This window comes from Streptomyces sp. NPDC088387, assembly GCF_044753385.1.
GTDB lineage: Bacteria > Actinomycetota > Actinomycetes > Streptomycetales > Streptomycetaceae > Streptomyces.
Genome location: NZ_JBIVNC010000004.1, coordinates 295,147 through 312,728, shown reverse-complemented (window position 1 = coordinate 312,728; position 17,582 = coordinate 295,147). Strand labels below are relative to the sequence as shown.

Genomic DNA, 17,582 nt, shown 5'->3' with positions numbered 1-17,582 from the left:
GAGCGTGCGATGAACCCGGGAGAACGGTTCTGGAACGAGGAGACCCAGCGCTGGGAGGACGGCGGCCACCGGTCGGCCCAGGTCACACCGCCCCCGCCGCCGCGTCCCGAACAACTGCCGCCGCACGGCACCGGTACCCCGTGGGTGGACGAGCCCTGGCGGATCCGCCCGGCGGCCCCGCCGCCCTCCGGCCGCTGGGAGCCGCCCCGCATCTGGGCCGCGGTGGTCGTCGCGGCGGCCGTCGTCGGCGTCACGGTGGCGCTCGTCGTGGTGCAGAGCGAGGACGGCGACTCCGACGGGAAGGGCGGTGCGCAGGCCGGCGAGTCCGTGTCCGCTACCGGGCCGTCGCCGGACACGTTGGACTCCGACGTGCCGGCCGAGGGCTCGGTCGACCCGTACGCCACGCCGGACCCGGTCGAGTCGGTGTCCGAACCGCCGTACGGCTACCAGGAGTTCACCGACCCGCAGGGGTTCCGGATCGCGGTGCCCGACGGCTGGACGCGGGAGGCGATTCCGTCCGAGTACGGCATGGACGTCGTCAACTTCCGCAGTCCGTACGGCGATCAGCGCATCCAGGTGTTCGAGGTCGCCGAGGCCACCCCGGACGAGTCGTTCGCGCTGTTCCTGTCGCCGGACACACCCAAGGCGCCGGGATTCCAGCAGCTCGCGCTCGATCAGCTCGTGGACGCCGACGTCACGGGCGCCCGCCTGGAGTACCTGGTCGACTCCATCCGCGGCGAGCCCGACGTGGGGACCTGGCACGTGGTCGACGCCCGGTTCACCACACCGGACGGCAGCCGGTACGCGATCGCCGCGTACGGCAGTGACGACGACGGCCGCGAGGACGAGGTGGAGCTGGTGACCACGGGCGTGGACTGGTTCTGCGCACCGGGCGCGGTCTGCGCCTGACCCCCTCGGTCACGGACGGCCCGGCCTCCCCGGCCACGGACGGCCCGGCCTCCCCGGCCAGGACGGCCCGACCTTTTCGGTCACGGACGGTTCGGACCGTCATCCCTTCCATCAGCGCGCCTTTCACCCTGTTTGTCCGCCTTTTCAGTGACGCTGGGCACTGTCGGCCATGAATCGCGCATGGCGACCGGGGTCCGGGGCAGGCGCTCCCGGTCCCCGGGGCGGCACCTTTCCGCCGCAGGGGCGCTGAACAGGAACGGAAGGCAGACACCGATCATGGCCGAAAGTACCCAGCAGGGGGACCGGACCCTTCATGTCGACGGGGAGTGGCGGGCCGCCGTCTCCGGCGCCACCCGCGAGATCCTCGACCCCGCGGACGGAACCCCGTTCGCCGTGGTCGCCGAGGGCGACGAGAAGGACACGGACCTGGCGGTCGCGGCCGCCCGCCGCGCCTTCGACCACGGCGACTGGCCGCACACCCCGGTCGCCGAGCGGGCCGCGCTGCTGCGGCGCGTCGCCGGCCTGCTGGGACGCGACCGGGAGCGGCTCGGGCTGCTGGAGAGCCGGGACGCGGGCAAGACCGTCGAGGAGGGCCGCGTCGACATCGACTGTGTCGCCGACGCCTTCCGCTACTTCGCCGACCTGGTCGCCGCCGAGGCACCCGGCCGGGTCGTGGACGCCGGCTCGTCCGACATCCACAGTGTCGTCGTGCACGAACCGGTCGGCGTCTGCGCGCTGATCACCCCCTGGAACTACCCCCTGCTCCAGGCCAGCTGGAAGATCGCCCCCGCGCTCGCCGCCGGCAACACCTTCGTGGTCAAGCCCAGCGAGATCACCCCGATGACGACCGTCGCCCTGATCGACCTGCTGACGGAGGCCGGGCTGCCCGCCGGCGTCGCGAACATCGTCACCGGCCCCGGCCACACCGTCGGCGCCCGGCTCGCCGAGCACCCCGACGTCGACCTGGTCTCCTTCACCGGCGGCCTGGTCAGCGGCACCAAGGTCGCCAGGGCCGCCGCCGACACCGTGAAGAAGGTCGCCCTCGAACTCGGCGGCAAGAACCCCAACGTCGTCTTCGCCGACGCCTGCGCCACCGACGAGGACTTCGACACCGCCGTCGACCAGGCCCTCAACGCGGCCTTCATCCACAGCGGCCAGGTCTGCTCGGCGGGCGCCCGGCTGATCGTCGAGGAGACGGTACGGGAACGGTTCGTCGCCGAAGTCGCCCGCCGCGCCGAGAAGATCCGGCTCGGCCGCGGCACCGCCGACGGTGTCGAGTGCGGCCCTCTCGTCTCCGCACAGCAGCGCGACAAGACCGAGTCGTACGTCGCCTCCGCCCTGTCGGAGGGCGCCGTGCTGCGCTGCGGCGGCAAGCGCCCCGAAGCCACCGCGGACCGCCCCGCCACCGGCTACTTCTACGAGCCGACCGTGCTCGACCAGTGCCACCGCGAGATGCGGGTCGTGCGCGAGGAGGTCTTCGGCCCGGTCCTCACCGTCGAGACGTTCCGCACCGAGGACGAGGCGGTCGCGCTCGCCAACGACACCGAGTACGGCCTCGCGGGCGCCGTCTGGACCACTGACGCGGGCCGCGCCCGCCGGGTCGCCGGCCGGCTGCGCCACGGCACGGTCTGGATCAACGACTTCCACCCCTATCTCCCGCAGGCGGAGTGGGGCGGCTTCGGAAAGAGCGGTGTGGGCCGCGAACTCGGGCCGACCGGGCTCGCCGAGTACCGCGAGAGCAAGCACGTCTACCAGAACCTCGCGCCCAGGCCCGTCCGCTGGTTCACCGGCTGACACCCCCTGACCTCTCCCTCTGTTCTCTCCCCCTGTTCTCTCTCCCCGGACCGCACAGGAGCACCCCCATGTCCGAGAACACCCCCCACGTCTACGACTACGTCGTGATCGGCGGCGGCACGGCCGGCTCGGTCATCGCCTCCCGCCTCACCGAGAACCCCGACGTCACGGTCGCCGTCATCGAGGGCGGCCCCAGTGACGTCGGCCGGGACGACGTACTGACCCTGCGCCGCTGGATGGGCCTGCTCGGCGGCGAGCTGGACTACGACTACCCGACCACCGAGCAGCCGCGCGGCAACTCCCACATCCGGCACAGCCGCGCCCGCGTCCTCGGCGGCTGCTCCAGCCACAACACGCTGATCGCGTTCAAGCCGCTGCCGTCCGACTGGGACGAGTGGGAGGCGGCCGGCGCGAGCGGCTGGGGCGCGGTGCCCATGGAGGCGTACTACGCCCGGCTGCTCAACAACATCGTCGCCGTCGACGAGAAGGACCGGAACGCCATCGCCCGCGACTTCGTCGACGCGGCCACGGCCGCGCTCGGTGTGCCGCGCGTCGAGGGCTTCAACAAGAAGCCGTTCGCCGAGGGCGCCGGCTTCTTCGACCTCGCCTACCACCCCGAGAACAACAAGCGCTCCAGCGCCTCGGTGGCGTATCTGCACCCGGTGATGGACGAACGCCCCAACCTCACGATCCTGCTGGAGACCTGGGCGTACCGGCTGGAGCTGGACGGCACCCGCGCCGAGGGCGTCCGGGTCCGCACGAAGGACGGCGAGGAGTTCCTCGTACGGGCCCGCGAGGAGGTCGTGCTGTGCGCCGGCGCGGTCGACTCGCCGCGGCTGCTGCTGCACTCCGGCATCGGACCCCGCGGTGAGCTGGAGACGCTCGGCATCCCGGTCGTGCACAATCTGCCGGGCGTCGGCGAGAACCTGCTCGACCACCCCGAGTCGGTGATCGTGTGGGAGACGGACGGACCCATCCCGGAGAACTCCGCGATGGACTCCGACGCGGGCCTGTTCGTCCGCCGCGATCCCGGACACGCGGGCCCCGACCTGATGTTCCACTTCTACCAGATCCCGTTCACGGACAATCCGGAGCGACTGGGCTACGAGCGCCCGGAGTTCGGCGTCTCGATGACCCCGAACATCCCCAAGCCGAAGAGCCGCGGCCGGCTCTACCTGACCAGCCCCGACCCGTCGGTGAAGCCCGCCCTGGACTTCCGCTACTTCACCGACGAGGACGACTACGACGGCCGCACCCTCGTCGACGGCATCCGTATCGCCCGCGAGATCGCCCGCACCGAACCGCTGGCCCGCTGGCTCAAGCGCGAGGTGTGCCCCGGCCCGGAGATCACGGAGGACGAGGAGCTGAGCGAGTACGCCCGCAAGGTCGCGCACACCGTGTACCACCCGGCGGGCACCTGCCGGATGGGCGCGCCGGACGACCAACTCGCTGTGGTGGACCCGGAGTTGCGGATCCGGGGCCTGGAGGGCATCCGGATCGCCGACGCGTCCGTGTTCCCGACCATGCCCTCCGTGAACCCGATGATCGGCGTGCTCATGGTCGGGGAACGCGCGGTCGACCTGCTCGGCGGCGACGCCGGCTAGGCCGTGTCCGGTCTAGGACAGTTCCGAGGCCGCCTCCCCGAGGCCGCGCAGGGCCCGGCGCTGGAACTCCGGTCCGAAGGTGATCCGGGTGGCGCCCAGGGCCCCGAGCGCGGCGGCCGTCGGACCCTCGCCGTCCAGCCGGGCGGCCATGTTCAGCGGCCCCTCGATCCCGGACCGCAGCAGCGGCAGTACGTCCGCCGGGGCGCCGAGCGGATACACGCAGTCGGCGCCCGCGGCGACGTACAGCGCGGCCCGTTCGACGGCCCGCGCCGGGTCGCTCACCCCACGCAGGAAGGTGTCGACGCGGGCGTTGACGAACAGCGCGTCGCCCGCCGCGGCCCGTACCCCGGCGAGCCGGTCGGCGTGCTCGTGCGGGTCGGTGAGGACACCGCCCCGGGAGTCCTCCAGGTTGCAGCCCACGGCACCGGCCTCCAGCAGCCGCTCGACCAGCTCCTTCGGCGCAAGCCCGTAGCCGTCCTCGATGTCCGCGGAGACGGGCACGTCCACGGCCCGGGTGATCCGCGCGACGGCCGCGAACATCTCGTCGGCCGGGGTCGCCCCGTCCTCGTATCCCAGCGCGGCGGCCACCGCGGCGCTCGGGGTCGCCAGCGCCGGGAAGCCGGCGTCCGCGAGGGCGCGGGCGCTCGCCGCGTCCCAGGGGCCGGGGAGGACCAGCGGATCACCGGGCGGGCGGTTGTGGTGCAGGGCGCGGAAGGCGCCCGCGCTCACCACTGGCTGCTCCCCGCCGGGATCCGCCGGCTCACCATCAGCCGGTTCCAGCTGTTGATCACGGTGATCAGGGCGATGAGATGGGCCAGGCGGGCCTCGTCGAAGTGGCGGGCCGCCGCCTCGTAGACCGCGTCCGGCACAAACCCCCCGGTGAGGACCGTGATCGCCTCGGTCAGCGCCAGCGCCGCCCGCTCCCGGTCGTCGAAGTCGTCCTCCGCCTCCTGCCACGCGTCGAGGAGATCCAGCTGCCGCTCGCTCACGCCCTCCTTGCGGGCGACCGCGAGATGCATGTCCAGGCAGAACGCGCAGTGGTTCAGGCGCGACGCCCGGATCTGGACCAGCTCGGCGAGCGCCGGATCGCCCAGACCCCGCTTCGCGGCGGCGCTCAGCGCCTGCATCGCGGAGCGGACCCCGGCGTCCAGCGCGGTGCTCCGGGCCGTCACTTGGCCTGCGCGGGCCGGTAGTGGCCCGGGGTCATCCGGGTGCTCACACCGAACCGGTTCCACGCGTTGATCACCGTGATCGCGGCGATCAGCTGGGCCAGCTCGGCCTCCTCGAACAGCTTGGCGGCCCTGTCGTACACCTCGTCCGGCACAAATCCGTCGGTGAGGACCGTGATCGCCTCGGTCAGCTCCAGCGCGGCCAGCTCCTTCTCGGTGTAGAAGTGCCGCGACTCCTCCCACGCGTTGAGCTGGACGATCCGCTCGACGCTCTCACCGGCCGCGAGGGCGTCCTTGGTGTGCATGTCGATGCAGAAGGCGCAGTGGTTGACCTGCGAGGCGCGGATCTTCACCAGCTCGTACACCTTCGGGTCGAGCCCCTTCCTGGCCGCGGTGTCGAGCCGGATCATCGCCTTGTAGACCTCGGGCGCGAGCTCGGCCATCTTCAGGCGGGGGGCGACCTCCGCGGCGTACTGGACATTCTCATCAGTGGTCATGCTCCGACCCTACGAGCGAGGCAGCCCGGAGGTATGGTCCATTTTTATGGAGAGTCAGTGGGCCACTTCCGAAGAGCCGAGAGAGAGGCACGCCCCCGGGGCCGGGGCGTCCGCCCTGGGGATCGACCTGCACGTGGCGCCGTCCGGCGGCGGACTGCGCCGGGGGCTCACCGACGCCCTGCGCGAAGCCGTCCGTACCGGAAGGCTCTCCTCCGGCACCCGGCTGCCCTCCTCCCGCACCCTCGCCGCCGATCTCGGCATCGCCCGCAACACCGTCGCCGACGCCTACGCCGACCTGGTCGCCGAGGGCTGGCTCACCGCACGCCAGGGCTCCGGCACCCGCGTCGCCGACCACCCCGCACCCACACCCCCGGCGCGCCCCGCCACCCGGCCGCGCACCCCCGGCCGACCCGCCTACAACCTGGAGCCCGGCACCCCCGACCTCGGCTCCTTCCCGCGCGCCGAATGGCTCAAGGCCACCCGCCGCGCCCTGACCGCCGCCCCGAACGACGCCCTCGGCTACGGCGACCTCCGCGGCCGGCCCGAACTGCGCCACGCCCTCGCCGACTACCTCGCCCGCGCCCGCGGGGTGCGCACCGACCCCGAGCGGATCGTCGTCTGCTCCGGCTTCGCACACGGCCTGGCCATGCTCGCGGACATACTGCGCCGCCGCGGGCTGCGCTCCCTCGCCGTCGAGTCCTACGGCCTCGACCTGCACTGGAACATCGTCGAGCGGGCCGGCCTCACCACCCGTCCGATGCCCTACGACGACCTCGGCACCGTCGTTCCCGTCGACGAACTGCCCACCCCGGGCGCGGTGTTGACGACCTCCGCCCACCAGTTCCCGTTCGGCCTCGCGCTGCGCCCCGAACGCCGGGCCGCCGCCGTCGACTGGGCCCGCCGCACCGGCGGCCTGGTCCTGGAGGACGACTACGACGGCGAGTTCCGCTACGACCGCCAGCCCGTCGGCGCCCTCCAGGACCTCGGCCCCGACCACGTCGTCTACCTCGGCACCGCCAGCAAGTCCCTCGCCCCCGGCCTGCGCCTCGGCTGGCTGGTCCTGCCGCCCGGCCTGGTGACCGAGGTCACGGAGGCGGGCGGCGCCGGCTCCACCGGTGTCGTCGAACAGCTCACCCTCGCCGAGTTCATCGTCTCCGGCGCCTACGACCGCCATGTCCGCGGCGCCCGGCTGCGCTACCGGCGCCGCCGCGACGCCCTCGTTGCCGCGCTCGCCGAACGCGCCCCCGACGTCACCGTCACCGGCATCGCCGCCGGCCTGCACGCCGTGCTCCAACTCCCGCCCGGCACCGAGGAGTCCGTGATCCGCGCCGCCGCCTGGCAGGGCCTGTCGGTGCACGGTCTGTCCCGCTTCCGCCACCCCGCGGCCCCGCCCCACCCCACCGACGCCCTCGTCGTCGGCTACGCCACCCCGCCGGACTCCGCCTGGGCCGGAACCCTGGACGCACTGTGCCGGGCCATGCCCTGACGTGGGCCTCTTCCGGGGTGTCTCGAACGGTGAAAGGCGCGGGTGCGTTCCGTGTTCGCGCGAGTACGCTGCCCACCACAAGTGGTCGAACAGCTTGTTGTACCGGGAAGGGGTGCCCCCATCACCGAGACTCCGAGCCTCGCGGAACTGCTGCGCCGACACCGCCAAGCGGCGCGGATGACCTTGGAACAGCTTGCCGAGGCGTCTGCGGTGAGCGCGCGGACGCTGTCGGACATGGAGCGCGGCCGGAGCAGGGGGCCGCAGCACCGGACCGTCACCGCCGTCGCGGACGCCCTTACGCTGACGGACGAGGAACGCCGACGGCTCGTCGAACTGGCCCGGGACGGCCGCCTGCGGGACCACTGGACCCGGCCGAGCGCGCTGTGCGAACTGCCCGGCGAGGTGGGGGACTTCACCGGCCGGGCCGCCGAACTCGGCTGGATCGACGACCTCGTACACACCGAGCACTCGCCGGGTGTGGCCGTGGTGGGGCTGATCACCGGTTCCGCGGGGCTGGGCAAGACCACGTTCGCCGTGCGCTCGGCGCACGCTCTGCGGTCGAGTTTTCCCGACGGGGTGTTCTTCCTCGACCTGTTCGGCATGTCCCAGCGGCCACTGCCTGCCGACGACGCCCTGGGTATCCTGCTCGGCGCGCTGGGCGTGGCCGACCAGCACATACCGGCCGACACCGCGGGCCGCTCCTCCCTGTACCGGTCACTGCTGCGGGACAAGCGGATCCTGGTCGTCCTGGACAACGCGGCGTCCGAGGAGCAGGTACGTCCGCTGCTGCCGGGCGGCGGCCAGGGCCGCGCGCTGGTCACCAGCAGGCGGCTCCTCGCGGGCCTGGAGGGCGTACGCCGACTCGTCCTCGGCCCGCTGCAACTGCGCGAAGCCACCGAGCTGTTGTCGGGGATCGTGGGGGAGCGTTCGGCGGCGGACGGGGAGTCGGCGCTGGCGGAACTCGTGCGGCTGAGTGGTGGGTTGCCGCTGGCGCTGCGGATCATCGGCAACCGGTTGGTGAGCCGGCCGGGGTGGGGTGCGGCGGATCTGGCGGCCCGTCTTTCGGACGAGGGCCGTCGCCTGGACCAGCTCAAGGCCGGCGACCTCAAGATCGCCAATGCCTTCGAGGTGTCGTACGAGCAACTGGGGGAGTCCGCCCAGCAGGTGTTCCGGCGCCTCGCCCCGCTGCCGGGCCCGGACTTCGACGCGGCCCTCGCGGCCGTCGCGGGCGGCACCGCCATCGAGGACGCCTGGGACGCGCTCGACGAACTCGTCGACCTCGGCCTGCTCCAGGACGGCACCACCGGCCGCTACCGCTTCCACGACCTCGTGCGGCTCTTCGCCCAGCACCGCCTCCAGCAGGAGGAGTCCGCCCCCGACCGCGACGCGCTCACCGAGCGGACCACGTCGTGGCTGCTGCGGATGGCGACCACCGCGGGCCGCTGGTTCGAGCCCGCCTACGGCCGCCCCGAAGGCCCGGACGCCGACTTCACCGGGCTGTCCTCCCTGGAGGAGGCCGACCGGTGGCTGCGCGTGAACGTGCACAACTGGCTCGGCGCACTCCGCCTCGCCGCCGCCCACGGCAGACACGCCGCGGTCCTCGACTGCGCCGAGTCGATGCACTGGTTCTCCGACCGCTGGATCCACGCCCCGCACTGGCAGGAGGTCTTCACCCTCGGCGCCGAGGCCGCCGCCGCCCTCGGCGACCTCACCCAGCACGCCACCCAGCTCAACTACCTGTCCTGGGTGTACGCGATCCCGCTGAACGACCCGCAGACCGCCCTGCGCCACGCGGCCGAGGCACTGGACCTCGCCACCCGCAGCGGAGCCACCGCGCAGATCGCCTGGGCGCACCAGAGCGCCGGCATCGCGCAGCGCAAGCTGGGACGGCTCGACGAGGCCGCCGTGTCCGCCGCCCGCGCCGCCGAACTGTTCAGGCCCCTGGGCGACATGGACTCCTACACCTCCTGCGTCACCAACGTCGCGCACTGCCTCTGCGACGACGGGCACTACGAGGAAGCCCTCAAGCACTACCGCGAAGTGCTCGACCTGGTCAGCGACGAGAAGTCCGGGATGACGGCGAGCATCGCCGTGCTCGCCCGGCCCCACATCCTGGCCTACTACGGCAACTGCCTGAAGCTGCTCGGGCGCCGCACCGAGGCCATCACCGCGCTCACCGAGGCGATCGCGCTGATGGAGGGGTTCAACTCCAACTTCCGGCACGCCCAGGCGCTGGAGTCGCTCGCCGCCCTGCTGGCCGGGGAGGGGCGGACCGACGAGGCCCGCCGCACCTACACCCGCGCGGCCGCGGTGTTCGAGGAGATCGGCGACGCCGAGGCGCACACCCGCTGCCGCGAGCTCGCCGCCCAGACCTGACCGCACCTGGTCACCGGGCCGCCGACCCGCGTGTCCGGAACCGTGAAAGGGGCGGGTGCGTCCCATGGTCACGCGAGTACCCTGCCCACCACGGAACTGGTCACAAGCTTGTTGTGCCGGGAAGGGGTGCCCCCATCACCGAGACTCCGAGCCTCGCGGAACTGCTGCGTCACCACCGGCGGGCGGCGCGGATGACCCTGGAACAGCTCGCCGAGGCGTCTGCGGTGAGCGCGCGGACGCTGTCGGACATGGAGCGCGGCCGGAGCAAGGGGCCCCAGCACCGGACCGTCACCGCCGTCGCGGACGCCCTCGCCCTGCCGGACGAGGAACGCCGACGGCTCGTCGAACTGGCCCGGGACGGCCGCCTGCGGGACCACTGGACGCGCCCGACCGGTCTGTGCGAACTGCCCAGCGCCGTGGGCGACTTCACCGGCCGGACGGCCGAGTTGGCCTGGATCGACTCGGTGGTGCACACCGAGCACGGCCTCGCGGTGGTGGGGCTGATCACCGGTTCGGCGGGGCTGGGCAAGACCACGTTCGCCGTGCGCTCGGCGCATGCCCTGCGGCCCAGTTTTCCCGACGGGGTGTTCTTCCTCGACCTGTTCGGCATGTCCCAGCGGCCACTGCCCGCCGACGACGCCCTCGGCCTGCTGCTGGGCGCGTTCGGCGTCCTGGACCAGCAGATCCCGGCGGACACCGCGGGCCGTTCCTCCCTGTACCGGTCCATCCTGCGGGACAAGCGGATCCTGGTCGTCCTGGACAACGCGGCGTCCGAGGAGCAGGTACGTCCGCTGCTGCCGGGTGGCGGCCAGGGCCGTGCGCTGGTCACCAGCAGGCGGCTCCTTGCAGGCCTGGAGGGTGCGTCCAGGCTGATCCTCGCCCCCTTGCAGTTGCCGGACGCCACGGAGCTGTTGTCGGGGATCGTGGGGGAGCGTTCGGCGGCGGACGGGGAGTCGGCGCTGGCGGAACTCGTGCGGCTGAGTGGTGGGTTGCCGCTGGCGCTGCGGATCATCGGCAACCGGTTGGTGAGCCGGCCGGGGTGGGGTGCGGCGGATCTGGCGGCCCGGTTGTCGGACGAGGGTCGTCGCCTGGACCAGCTGAAGGCGGGTGATCTGAAGATCGCCAACGCTTTTGAGGTGTCGTACGAGCAGCTCGGGGAGTCCGCCCAGCAGGTGTTCCGGCGCCTCGCCGCCCTGCCGGGCCCGGACTTCGACGCGGCGCTCGCGGCGGTCGCGGGCGGCACCGCCATCGAGGACGCCTGGGACGCGCTCGACGAGCTGGTCGACCTCGGGTTGCTCCAGGCGGGCGCCACGGGCCGGTTCCGCTTCCACGATCTGGTGCGGCTCTTCGCCCAACGCCGGTTGCAGCAGGAGGAGTCGGAGGCGGAGCGGGACGCGCTGACCGAGCGGACCACGTCGTGGCTGCTGCGGATGGCGACGACCGCGGGCCGCTGGTTCGAGCCCGCCTACGGCCGCCCCGAAGGGCCGGACGCCGAGATCGCGGGGTTGTCTTCCCTGGAGGAGGCCGACCGGTGGCTGCGCGTGAACGTGCACAACTGGCTCGGCGCGCTCCGCCTCGCGGCCGCCGCCGACGGCAGGCACGCCGAGGTCCTCGACTGCGCCGAGTCGATGCACTGGTTCTCCGACCGCTGGATCCACGCCCCGCACTGGCAGGAGGTGTTCACCCTCGGCGCCGGGGCCGCTGACGCGCTCGGCGACCTGACTCAGCACGCCACTCAGGTGAACTATCTGGCCTGGGTCGCCGGAATCCCGCAACAGGACCCGGAGACCGCGCTGCGCCACGCGGCCGAGGCACTGGACCTCGCCACCCGCGGCGGCGCCACCACGCAGATCGCCTGGGCCCGCCAGTACGCCGCCGTCGCGCTCCGCAAACTCGGCCGGATCGACGAGGCCGTCGCATCGGCCTCCGAGGGCGCCGAACTGTTCAAGGCCGTCCACGACATGGACTCCTACACCTCGTGCGTCTACAACATCGGCCACTGCCTGCGCGCGAGCGGACGCCACGAGGAAGCGCTGGAGCTCTACCGCGAGGTGCTGGCCGTGATGAGCGACGAGCAGTCCGGGATGACACCGAGCATCGCCGCGTTTCTCCGCCCCTACGCCCTGGCCGACATCGGCAGGTGCCAGATGGCCCTCGGGCGCAACACCGAGGCGATCGAAGCGCTCACCCGGGCGACCACCGACCAGGAACAGAACACCACCGACTTCGCACAGGCCGCCGCCCTGGAACTGCTCGCCACCCTCCTCGCCGAGAACGGCCGTCCCGACGACGGCCGCCGCACCTACGCCCGCGCCGCCGCCGCGTTCGACGTGATCGGCGACACGGAGGGGCACACCCGCTGCCGCGAACTGGCCGGCGCCACCCCCTGACCAGCCCGATGACCAGCCCGATGACCAGCCCGGATCCGCGGACCCGGTGAGCCCACCACTCTCGGCCGCCCGTGCGGAAACCCCGGCACGCAGAACTTCTGCATGCTGTTCTGCATGGTCCCGCCGCACACCCGGCGGTTGACTCGGAGACACCGGACAGGCGCCGGGTCTGTCCATCCGGTCGGGAGTGACCATGACGACAATCAGGAACATCGTGCTCGTGCATGGTGGCTTCGTTGACGGGTCCGGCTGGCAGGGTGTCCACGAGCACCTGACCGCCGACGGCTACGAAGTGGCCGTACTCCAGCACCCCACCCACTCCCTCGCCGGTGACGTCACCCTCGCCCACCACGTCCTCGACGCCCTCGACGGCCCGGCCGTGCTGGTCGGCCACTCCTACGGCGGCGCCGTCATCACCGAGGCCGGCAACCACCCCAACGTCGCCGCCCTCGTCTACATCGCCGCCTTCGCCCCCGAGAAGGGCGAGTCCGTCGCCACCCTCACGTCCGACCCGGCGCCCGGCGCGCCCGTGCCGCCGATCCTGCCGCCCCGCGAGGGCTTCCTCACGCTGGACCGGGAGAAGTTCGCCGAGTCCTTCGCGGCCGACCTGCCCCGCGCCCAGGCCGCGTTCATGGCCGACTCCCAGGTCCCCTGGGGCTTGGACGCCCTCGGCGGCAGGGTCTCCGAACCGGCCTGGCGCACCAGGCCGTCCTGGTACCTCGTCGCCACCGACGACAGGATGATCCCGCCGTCCGTCCAGCGCACGATGGCCGAACGCTCCGGCGCGACCGTCTCCGAGACCCCCGGCAGCCACGCCGTCTACGTCTCCCGCCCGGCCACCGTGGCCGCCGTCATCGCCCAGGCCACCGAGGCCCTGCCCCTGTCGGCATGAGCCCGAGCCACCGGAGCGATGACCGGCCCACGCCGGTGCGCTCCACCGACCGCGGGCGCTCCCCCGCCGCGGCCGCCCCGCCCGGATCGCCCTGCCACGATCCGGGCGGGGCACACCTCTGTGCGGGCTCACCGCGTCAACGGAACAACGGCAACCGACCCCCGCTCGGATGGTGGACGCGGCGGACCGCGCCCCGGCCCCGCCGGTAGGCTGACCGCGGGCCGTGACTGGCGTGCTGGGATGGGACCGACCATCGGGAAGCGGCCCCGGAGGCCCGCTGCCGCGGCGCCGCCGAGCGAGTGCCGTGCGCCTGGGCCGAACCGTGAACCGTGACCGCTCCCAGCCACGCCGCCCGGAGGCACAGATGCCCGACCAGCAGCCCCTCTCCACCGAATCCACCGCCTTTCGTGCCGCCCTCGACGTGATCCGTGCCGTCGAGCCGCGCGTCGCCGACGCCATCGGCCAGGAGGTCCACGACCAGCGCGAGATGCTCAAGCTGATCGCCTCCGAGAACTACGCCTCCCCGGCCACCCTGCTCGCGATGGGCAACTGGTTCAGCGACAAGTACGCCGAGGGCACCATCGGCCGCCGCTTCTACGCCGGCTGCCGCAACGTCGACACCGTCGAGGCCCTCGCCGCCGAGCACGCCCGCGAACTCTTCGGCGCCCGCCACGCCTACGTCCAGCCGCACTCCGGCATCGACGCCAACCTCGTCGCCTTCTGGGCCGTCCTCGGCCAGCGCGTCGAGGCCCCCTTCCTGGAGAAGACGGGCGTCCGCCAGGTCAACGACCTCACCGACGCCGACTGGGCGGAACTCCGCCAGGCCTTCGGCAACCAGCGCATGCTCGGCATGTCCCTCGACGCCGGCGGCCACCTCACCCACGGCTTCCGCCCGAACATCTCCGGCAAGATGTTCGACCAGCGCTCCTACGGCACCGACCCCACCACCGGACTCGTCGACTACGACGCCCTGCGCGCCTCCGCCCGCGAGTTCAAGCCTCTGATCATCGTCGCCGGCTACTCCGCCTACCCCCGACTGGTGAACTTCCGCATCATGCGGGAGATCGCCGACGAGGTCGGCGCGACCCTGATGGTCGACATGGCCCACTTCGCGGGTCTCGTCGCCGGCAAGGTCCTCACCGGCGACTTCGACCCGGTGCCGCACGCCCAGATCGTCACCACCACCACCCACAAGTCGCTGCGCGGCCCCCGCGGCGGCATGGTCCTGTGCGACGACTCCCTCAAGGACCAGGTCGACCGCGGCTGCCCGATGGTCCTCGGCGGCCCGCTCGCGCACGTCATGGGAGCCAAGGCCGTCGCCCTCGCCGAGGCCCGCCGGCCTTCCTTCCAGGACTACGCGCAGCGGATCGTCGACAACTCCCGCGCCCTCGCCGACGGTCTGATGCGGCGCGGCGCCACCCTCGTGACCGGCGGCACGGACAACCACCTCAATCTGATCGACGTCACCTCCTCCTACGGCCTCACCGGCCGCCAGGCCGAGTCCGCGCTCCTCGACTCGGGCATCGTCACCAACCGCAACGCCATCCCCTCCGACCCCAACGGAGCCTGGTACACCTCCGGCATCCGCATCGGCACGCCCGCCCTGACCACCCGCGGTCTGGGCACCGCCGAGATGGACGAGGTCGCCGCCCTCATCGACCGGGTCCTCACCACCACCGAGCCCGGCACCACCAAGTCGGGTGCGCCCTCCAAGGCCTCCCACGTCCTCGACGCCAAGGTCGCCGACGAGATCTCGCACCGCGCGACCGACCTCGTGTCCGCGTTCCCGCTCTACCCGGAAATCGACCTCGGCTGACGCCCCGCCGACCACAGAACCGAACGCCGGGCCCGGGGCGGGCCAACACACCTTCCCGCCCTGGGCCGGCGCCCGGACCACACTCCGGGCGCCAGGCACCGGACGCCCGGACCACACCTCCCTGCGGCCCGGCGCCCGGGACCACACCCCTCGCGGTCGGCCGTACCCCTCAGTTGTCCCGCAGTTCCTGTCGTGTTCCCCGTTCCTCGCGGCGGAGTCTCGCCGTGGTGGCCAGTTCCGGCAGGCGCAGGACCGCGGTGCGCAGCAGCAGGGCGAGGGCCGCTCCTGCCACCAGTCCCGCTATCGCCCACCACCAGTCCGTGCCGTCCGGTGATGTCGCCGCCGCCACGGCGGTCCGGTCCTCCTCGGTCTGCTGAGCCGCCGGCTGCTCGGCCGGACCCGGCGTCGGGGGGATGCCGTAAGAGCCGCCCTTCGAGCTCTCGCCCATCAACCCCAGGTCCTCGAACAGGGCCGCGAGCCGTGTTGGTTCGGACGCCTTGTGCCAATTGCCCGTCCACGTCGGCGGGTTCGTCGATGTGTGGATCCAGACGTCCTCGGCGTCGGGCGCTACGTAGACCCTGTCGTACCGGTACGGCGAGACGTCGTGGATCATCCACGTCACGTTGAGCTGACGGGCGCTGCTCTCGTCCACCTCCGCCGGCATCTCGCCCGGGCCGGTCTCCGGTTCTCCGAGGAACCATTGCAGCTCCTTGTACTCCCTGGTGCCGGCGTACAGTCCAGTCGCCTCCATGCTCTCCGGCGAGACCACCAGCGCACTCGTCGGCCCGCCCGCGGCAGCCGTCGGCGCGGTCCACAGCGTCAGGGCGATCGCCACCGCCAACGCCCCCGCGACCGCAGCCAGTTCACGGGCCTTCCCTCTCCATCCGCGCATTCCGATCACGGTGTCCATCCCCAAACCCAGCCGGCCGATCACCCTGCGGCCCGTCCCCGAGCCGCCTGTCACTTCTGGTACACCGCCCGAGCCGCCCGGGTTCCCCTTTTCCCCAGCCCGTCTCCGGACTTCTTCAGCCCGTCCTCGAACTTCATCAGCCCGGCTCCGGAACCGACTTCATGATCTTCACCGCCCGCTCCTTCGACGTGACGCCCTCCAGCCGCAGCGTCACGTCGTCGCCGCCGCCCGCACCGCCGTCCCCCGCCTTCCCGCGCTGCGTCCAGAGCAGCGTCGGTCCTGCCGTGCGCTCCTCGCGGGTGACGCGGTCGCCGTCCGGGGCCACCAGGTCGTAGCTGAGCAGATGGGGGCGGGGGAACCACAGGGCCCAGTCCTCCCACGCGCCGTTCGGGTCGCCGGAGCCCAGGGAGATCCACTCCGGCTGCTCCCGGATCGTCTTGACGAAGCCCATGTCCAGGGACGCGGCGTCCTGGTCGAGCCGGATCGTGCCGCCGCCCTCGCGCCAGCACAGCGTCACCAGGAAGCGGCGATCCGGCTCACGCGTGAGCGACACGGCGTCCGGCGCCCCCAGCGCGCCCGGCACCAGAGGCCGGAACCCCGCCCGCCGTTGTGCCTCCGCGAGGGAGACCGGGTGGGCGCAGCCGGGCACCGCGGCCGGTGTCGGAGCGGGCGCGGAGGGGTCGTAGCGGACCTCGACCCCGCCGAAGTCGAACCAGTCGAAGACCGCGGCCCGTACCGGTGGGGTGAGGACGAGCACGGTCAGCAGACCGCACAGGGCCGCTGTCAGCGAACGTCTGCGGGCCCGCGCCCAGCGCCGGAGCGAGCGCAGCCGGTCGCGGAAGCCCGGCGGCTCGACGGCCGGAACCGCGAGCCGCTCGGCCAGTATCTGCTCCAGGACCCGCTCGACCATCGACTCCGTCCCGGTGCCACCGGAGCTGTCGTCCAGCGACCGCCCGAGCGCCCGCAGCTCCTCCGGCAGCGCGGACGGGACCCCCCGCACGGGCCGGTCCCCCCGCTCGCCGTCTCCCTCACCCTCGTAGGGCGTGGGATCCGGGGCCTTCGGTGTGTCACTCATGCTCATCACCCCCTTCCCGAGGTCGGAAGTCCGGCAGCAGCCGGCTCAGCCTGCGCAGTGCCCGGTTCAGCCGGGACTTCACCGTGCCCCGGGGCCAGCCCAGGGCCTGGGCCGTCTCCGACTCGTCCATCTCCAGCAGATAGCGGTAGGTGACGACCAGCCGGTGGTCCTCGCTCAGCTTGTCCAGGGCGGCGAGCAGGGCGTCGCGGCGCTCGCCCTCCAGCGTCGCCACCGCAGGGTCCGCCGCGTCCGGTATCAGCGGCTCGGCCTCGGCGAACGCCGCCTCACGGCCGGCGAGCGTGCGCTGCCGGGCCGCCGTACGCACTGTGTTCCTTGTCTCATTGGCGACGATGGCCAGCAGCCACGGCTTGAACGCCGAGCCGTCCTTGAACCGGCCCAGCGCGCAGTACGCCTTGACGAAGGCCTGCTGCACCACGTCCTCCGCGTCCGCACCCGCCCCGAGCGCCGCCGCCGCGCGCAGCGCGATGCCCGTGTGGGCACGCACCAGCTCCGCGTACGCCTCCCGATCTCCGGTGCGTACCCGTGCGATCACCGCGGCCTCATCGACGATGCGGACCCCCTCCCGCGTTCTCACACTCTTGGTACACCGCCCGGGCGGAATCGGTTCCCATCTGTTTCCGAGCCGTTCCGGATCGGCCGCGGG

14 protein-coding genes are annotated in these 17,582 nt (G+C 72.7%); 8 read left to right on the top strand and 6 right to left on the bottom strand.

Annotation, left to right across the window (positions count from 1 at the left end):
• The first annotated feature begins 9 nt into the window (after positions 1 to 9).
• From ACIQAC_RS12875 to ACIQAC_RS12865, 3 genes are all read left to right on the top strand, one after another.
• Complete coding sequence (locus ACIQAC_RS12875; protein ID WP_402189871.1) at positions 10 to 909, top strand: hypothetical protein; 900 nt, start codon at positions 10 to 12, stop codon at positions 907 to 909.
• 276 nt (positions 910 to 1,185) lie between these two features.
• Positions 1,186 to 2,703, top strand: a complete 1,518-nt coding sequence (locus ACIQAC_RS12870; protein ID WP_402189870.1) for an aldehyde dehydrogenase family protein — start codon at positions 1,186 to 1,188, stop codon at positions 2,701 to 2,703.
• A 68-nt stretch (positions 2,704 to 2,771) separates the two neighbouring features.
• Complete coding sequence (locus tag ACIQAC_RS12865) at positions 2,772 to 4,307, top strand: GMC family oxidoreductase (RefSeq protein WP_402189867.1); 1,536 nt, start codon at positions 2,772 to 2,774, stop codon at positions 4,305 to 4,307.
• 12 nt (positions 4,308 to 4,319) lie between these two features.
• On the opposite strand, the gene ACIQAC_RS12860 is transcribed toward ACIQAC_RS12865, so the two are convergent.
• From ACIQAC_RS12860 to ACIQAC_RS12850, 3 genes are read right to left on the bottom strand one after another with little or no spacing between them, the layout of a single operon-like run.
• Positions 4,320 to 5,039, bottom strand: coding sequence for an isocitrate lyase/phosphoenolpyruvate mutase family protein (locus tag ACIQAC_RS12860; RefSeq protein WP_402189864.1), 720 nt, complete (start codon positions 5,037 to 5,039; stop codon positions 4,320 to 4,322).
• A complete protein-coding gene (locus ACIQAC_RS12855; protein ID WP_402189862.1) occupies positions 5,033 to 5,479 on the bottom strand; it encodes a carboxymuconolactone decarboxylase family protein in 447 nt (148 codons plus the stop codon). Before ACIQAC_RS12855 ends, ACIQAC_RS12860 begins: the two co-directional genes overlap by 7 nt.
• Complete coding sequence (locus ACIQAC_RS12850; protein WP_402189860.1) at positions 5,476 to 5,973, bottom strand: carboxymuconolactone decarboxylase family protein; 498 nt, start codon at positions 5,971 to 5,973, stop codon at positions 5,476 to 5,478. Before ACIQAC_RS12850 ends, ACIQAC_RS12855 begins: the two co-directional genes overlap by 4 nt.
• A 46-nt stretch (positions 5,974 to 6,019) precedes the next feature.
• Here ACIQAC_RS12850 and ACIQAC_RS12845 point away from each other — a divergent pair, with 46 nt between their 5' ends.
• From ACIQAC_RS12845 to ACIQAC_RS12825, 5 genes are all read left to right on the top strand, one after another.
• Positions 6,020 to 7,459, top strand: coding sequence for a PLP-dependent aminotransferase family protein (locus ACIQAC_RS12845; protein WP_402189858.1), 1,440 nt, complete (start codon positions 6,020 to 6,022; stop codon positions 7,457 to 7,459).
• Between the two features lie 42 nt (positions 7,460 to 7,501).
• Entirely contained in the window at positions 7,502 to 9,835 is a 2,334-nt protein-coding gene (locus tag ACIQAC_RS12840; protein ID WP_402189856.1) for an ATP-binding protein, read from the top strand.
• Positions 9,836 to 10,026: 191 nt separating this feature from the next.
• Positions 10,027 to 12,225, top strand: a complete 2,199-nt coding sequence (locus tag ACIQAC_RS12835; protein ID WP_402189853.1) for an NB-ARC domain-containing protein — start codon at positions 10,027 to 10,029, stop codon at positions 12,223 to 12,225.
• A gap of 193 nt (positions 12,226 to 12,418) precedes the next feature.
• Positions 12,419 to 13,117: an alpha/beta hydrolase gene (locus tag ACIQAC_RS12830; RefSeq protein WP_402189852.1), complete on the top strand. Its 699-nt coding sequence runs from the start codon at positions 12,419 to 12,421 to the stop codon at positions 13,115 to 13,117.
• A gap of 364 nt (positions 13,118 to 13,481) precedes the next feature.
• The gene (locus tag ACIQAC_RS12825) at positions 13,482 to 14,933 is read left to right on the top strand and encodes a glycine hydroxymethyltransferase (protein WP_402189849.1); all 1,452 of its coding nucleotides are present in this window, start codon (positions 13,482 to 13,484) and stop codon (positions 14,931 to 14,933) included.
• Between the two features lie 169 nt (positions 14,934 to 15,102).
• Here the strand turns inward: ACIQAC_RS12825 and ACIQAC_RS12820 are convergent, their stop codons facing one another.
• The 3 genes from ACIQAC_RS12820 to ACIQAC_RS12810 all read right to left on the bottom strand — a co-directional run bounded on the left by ACIQAC_RS12820 (position 15,103) and on the right by ACIQAC_RS12810 (position 17,513).
• On the bottom strand, positions 15,103 to 15,825 hold the full coding sequence (locus tag ACIQAC_RS12820) for a hypothetical protein (RefSeq protein ID WP_402189846.1): 723 nt from the start codon (positions 15,823 to 15,825) through the stop codon (positions 15,103 to 15,105).
• 154 nt (positions 15,826 to 15,979) lie between these two features.
• Positions 15,980 to 16,918: a hypothetical protein gene (locus ACIQAC_RS12815; protein WP_402189844.1), complete on the bottom strand. Its 939-nt coding sequence runs from the start codon at positions 16,916 to 16,918 to the stop codon at positions 15,980 to 15,982.
• On the bottom strand, positions 16,911 to 17,513 hold the full coding sequence (locus ACIQAC_RS12810; protein ID WP_402189841.1) for an RNA polymerase sigma factor: 603 nt from the start codon (positions 17,511 to 17,513) through the stop codon (positions 16,911 to 16,913). Before ACIQAC_RS12810 ends, ACIQAC_RS12815 begins: the two co-directional genes overlap by 8 nt.
• Between the last annotated feature and the right edge of the window lie 69 nt (positions 17,514 to 17,582).

Excerpts from the sequence above, each read along its gene's own strand:
- ACIQAC_RS12845 (WP_402189858.1), top strand. The coding sequence starts at position 6,020 with ATGGAGAGTCAGTGGGCCACTTCCGAAGAGCCGAGAGAGAGGCACGCC.
- ACIQAC_RS12825 (WP_402189849.1), top strand. The coding sequence starts at position 13,482 with ATGCCCGACCAGCAGCCCCTCTCCACCGAATCCACCGCCTTTCGTGCC.
- ACIQAC_RS12835 (WP_402189853.1), top strand. The coding sequence starts at position 10,027 with ATGACCCTGGAACAGCTCGCCGAGGCGTCTGCGGTGAGCGCGCGGACG.
- ACIQAC_RS12820 (WP_402189846.1), bottom strand. The coding sequence starts at position 15,825 with ATGCGCGGATGGAGAGGGAAGGCCCGTGAACTGGCTGCGGTCGCGGGG.
- ACIQAC_RS12815 (WP_402189844.1), bottom strand. The coding sequence starts at position 16,918 with ATGAGTGACACACCGAAGGCCCCGGATCCCACGCCCTACGAGGGTGAG.
- ACIQAC_RS12875 (WP_402189871.1), top strand. The coding sequence starts at position 10 with ATGAACCCGGGAGAACGGTTCTGGAACGAGGAGACCCAGCGCTGGGAG.
- ACIQAC_RS12830 (WP_402189852.1), top strand. The coding sequence starts at position 12,419 with ATGACGACAATCAGGAACATCGTGCTCGTGCATGGTGGCTTCGTTGAC.
- ACIQAC_RS12870 (WP_402189870.1), top strand. The coding sequence starts at position 1,186 with ATGGCCGAAAGTACCCAGCAGGGGGACCGGACCCTTCATGTCGACGGG.
- ACIQAC_RS12850 (WP_402189860.1), bottom strand. The coding sequence starts at position 5,973 with ATGACCACTGATGAGAATGTCCAGTACGCCGCGGAGGTCGCCCCCCGC.
- ACIQAC_RS12865 (WP_402189867.1), top strand. The coding sequence starts at position 2,772 with ATGTCCGAGAACACCCCCCACGTCTACGACTACGTCGTGATCGGCGGC.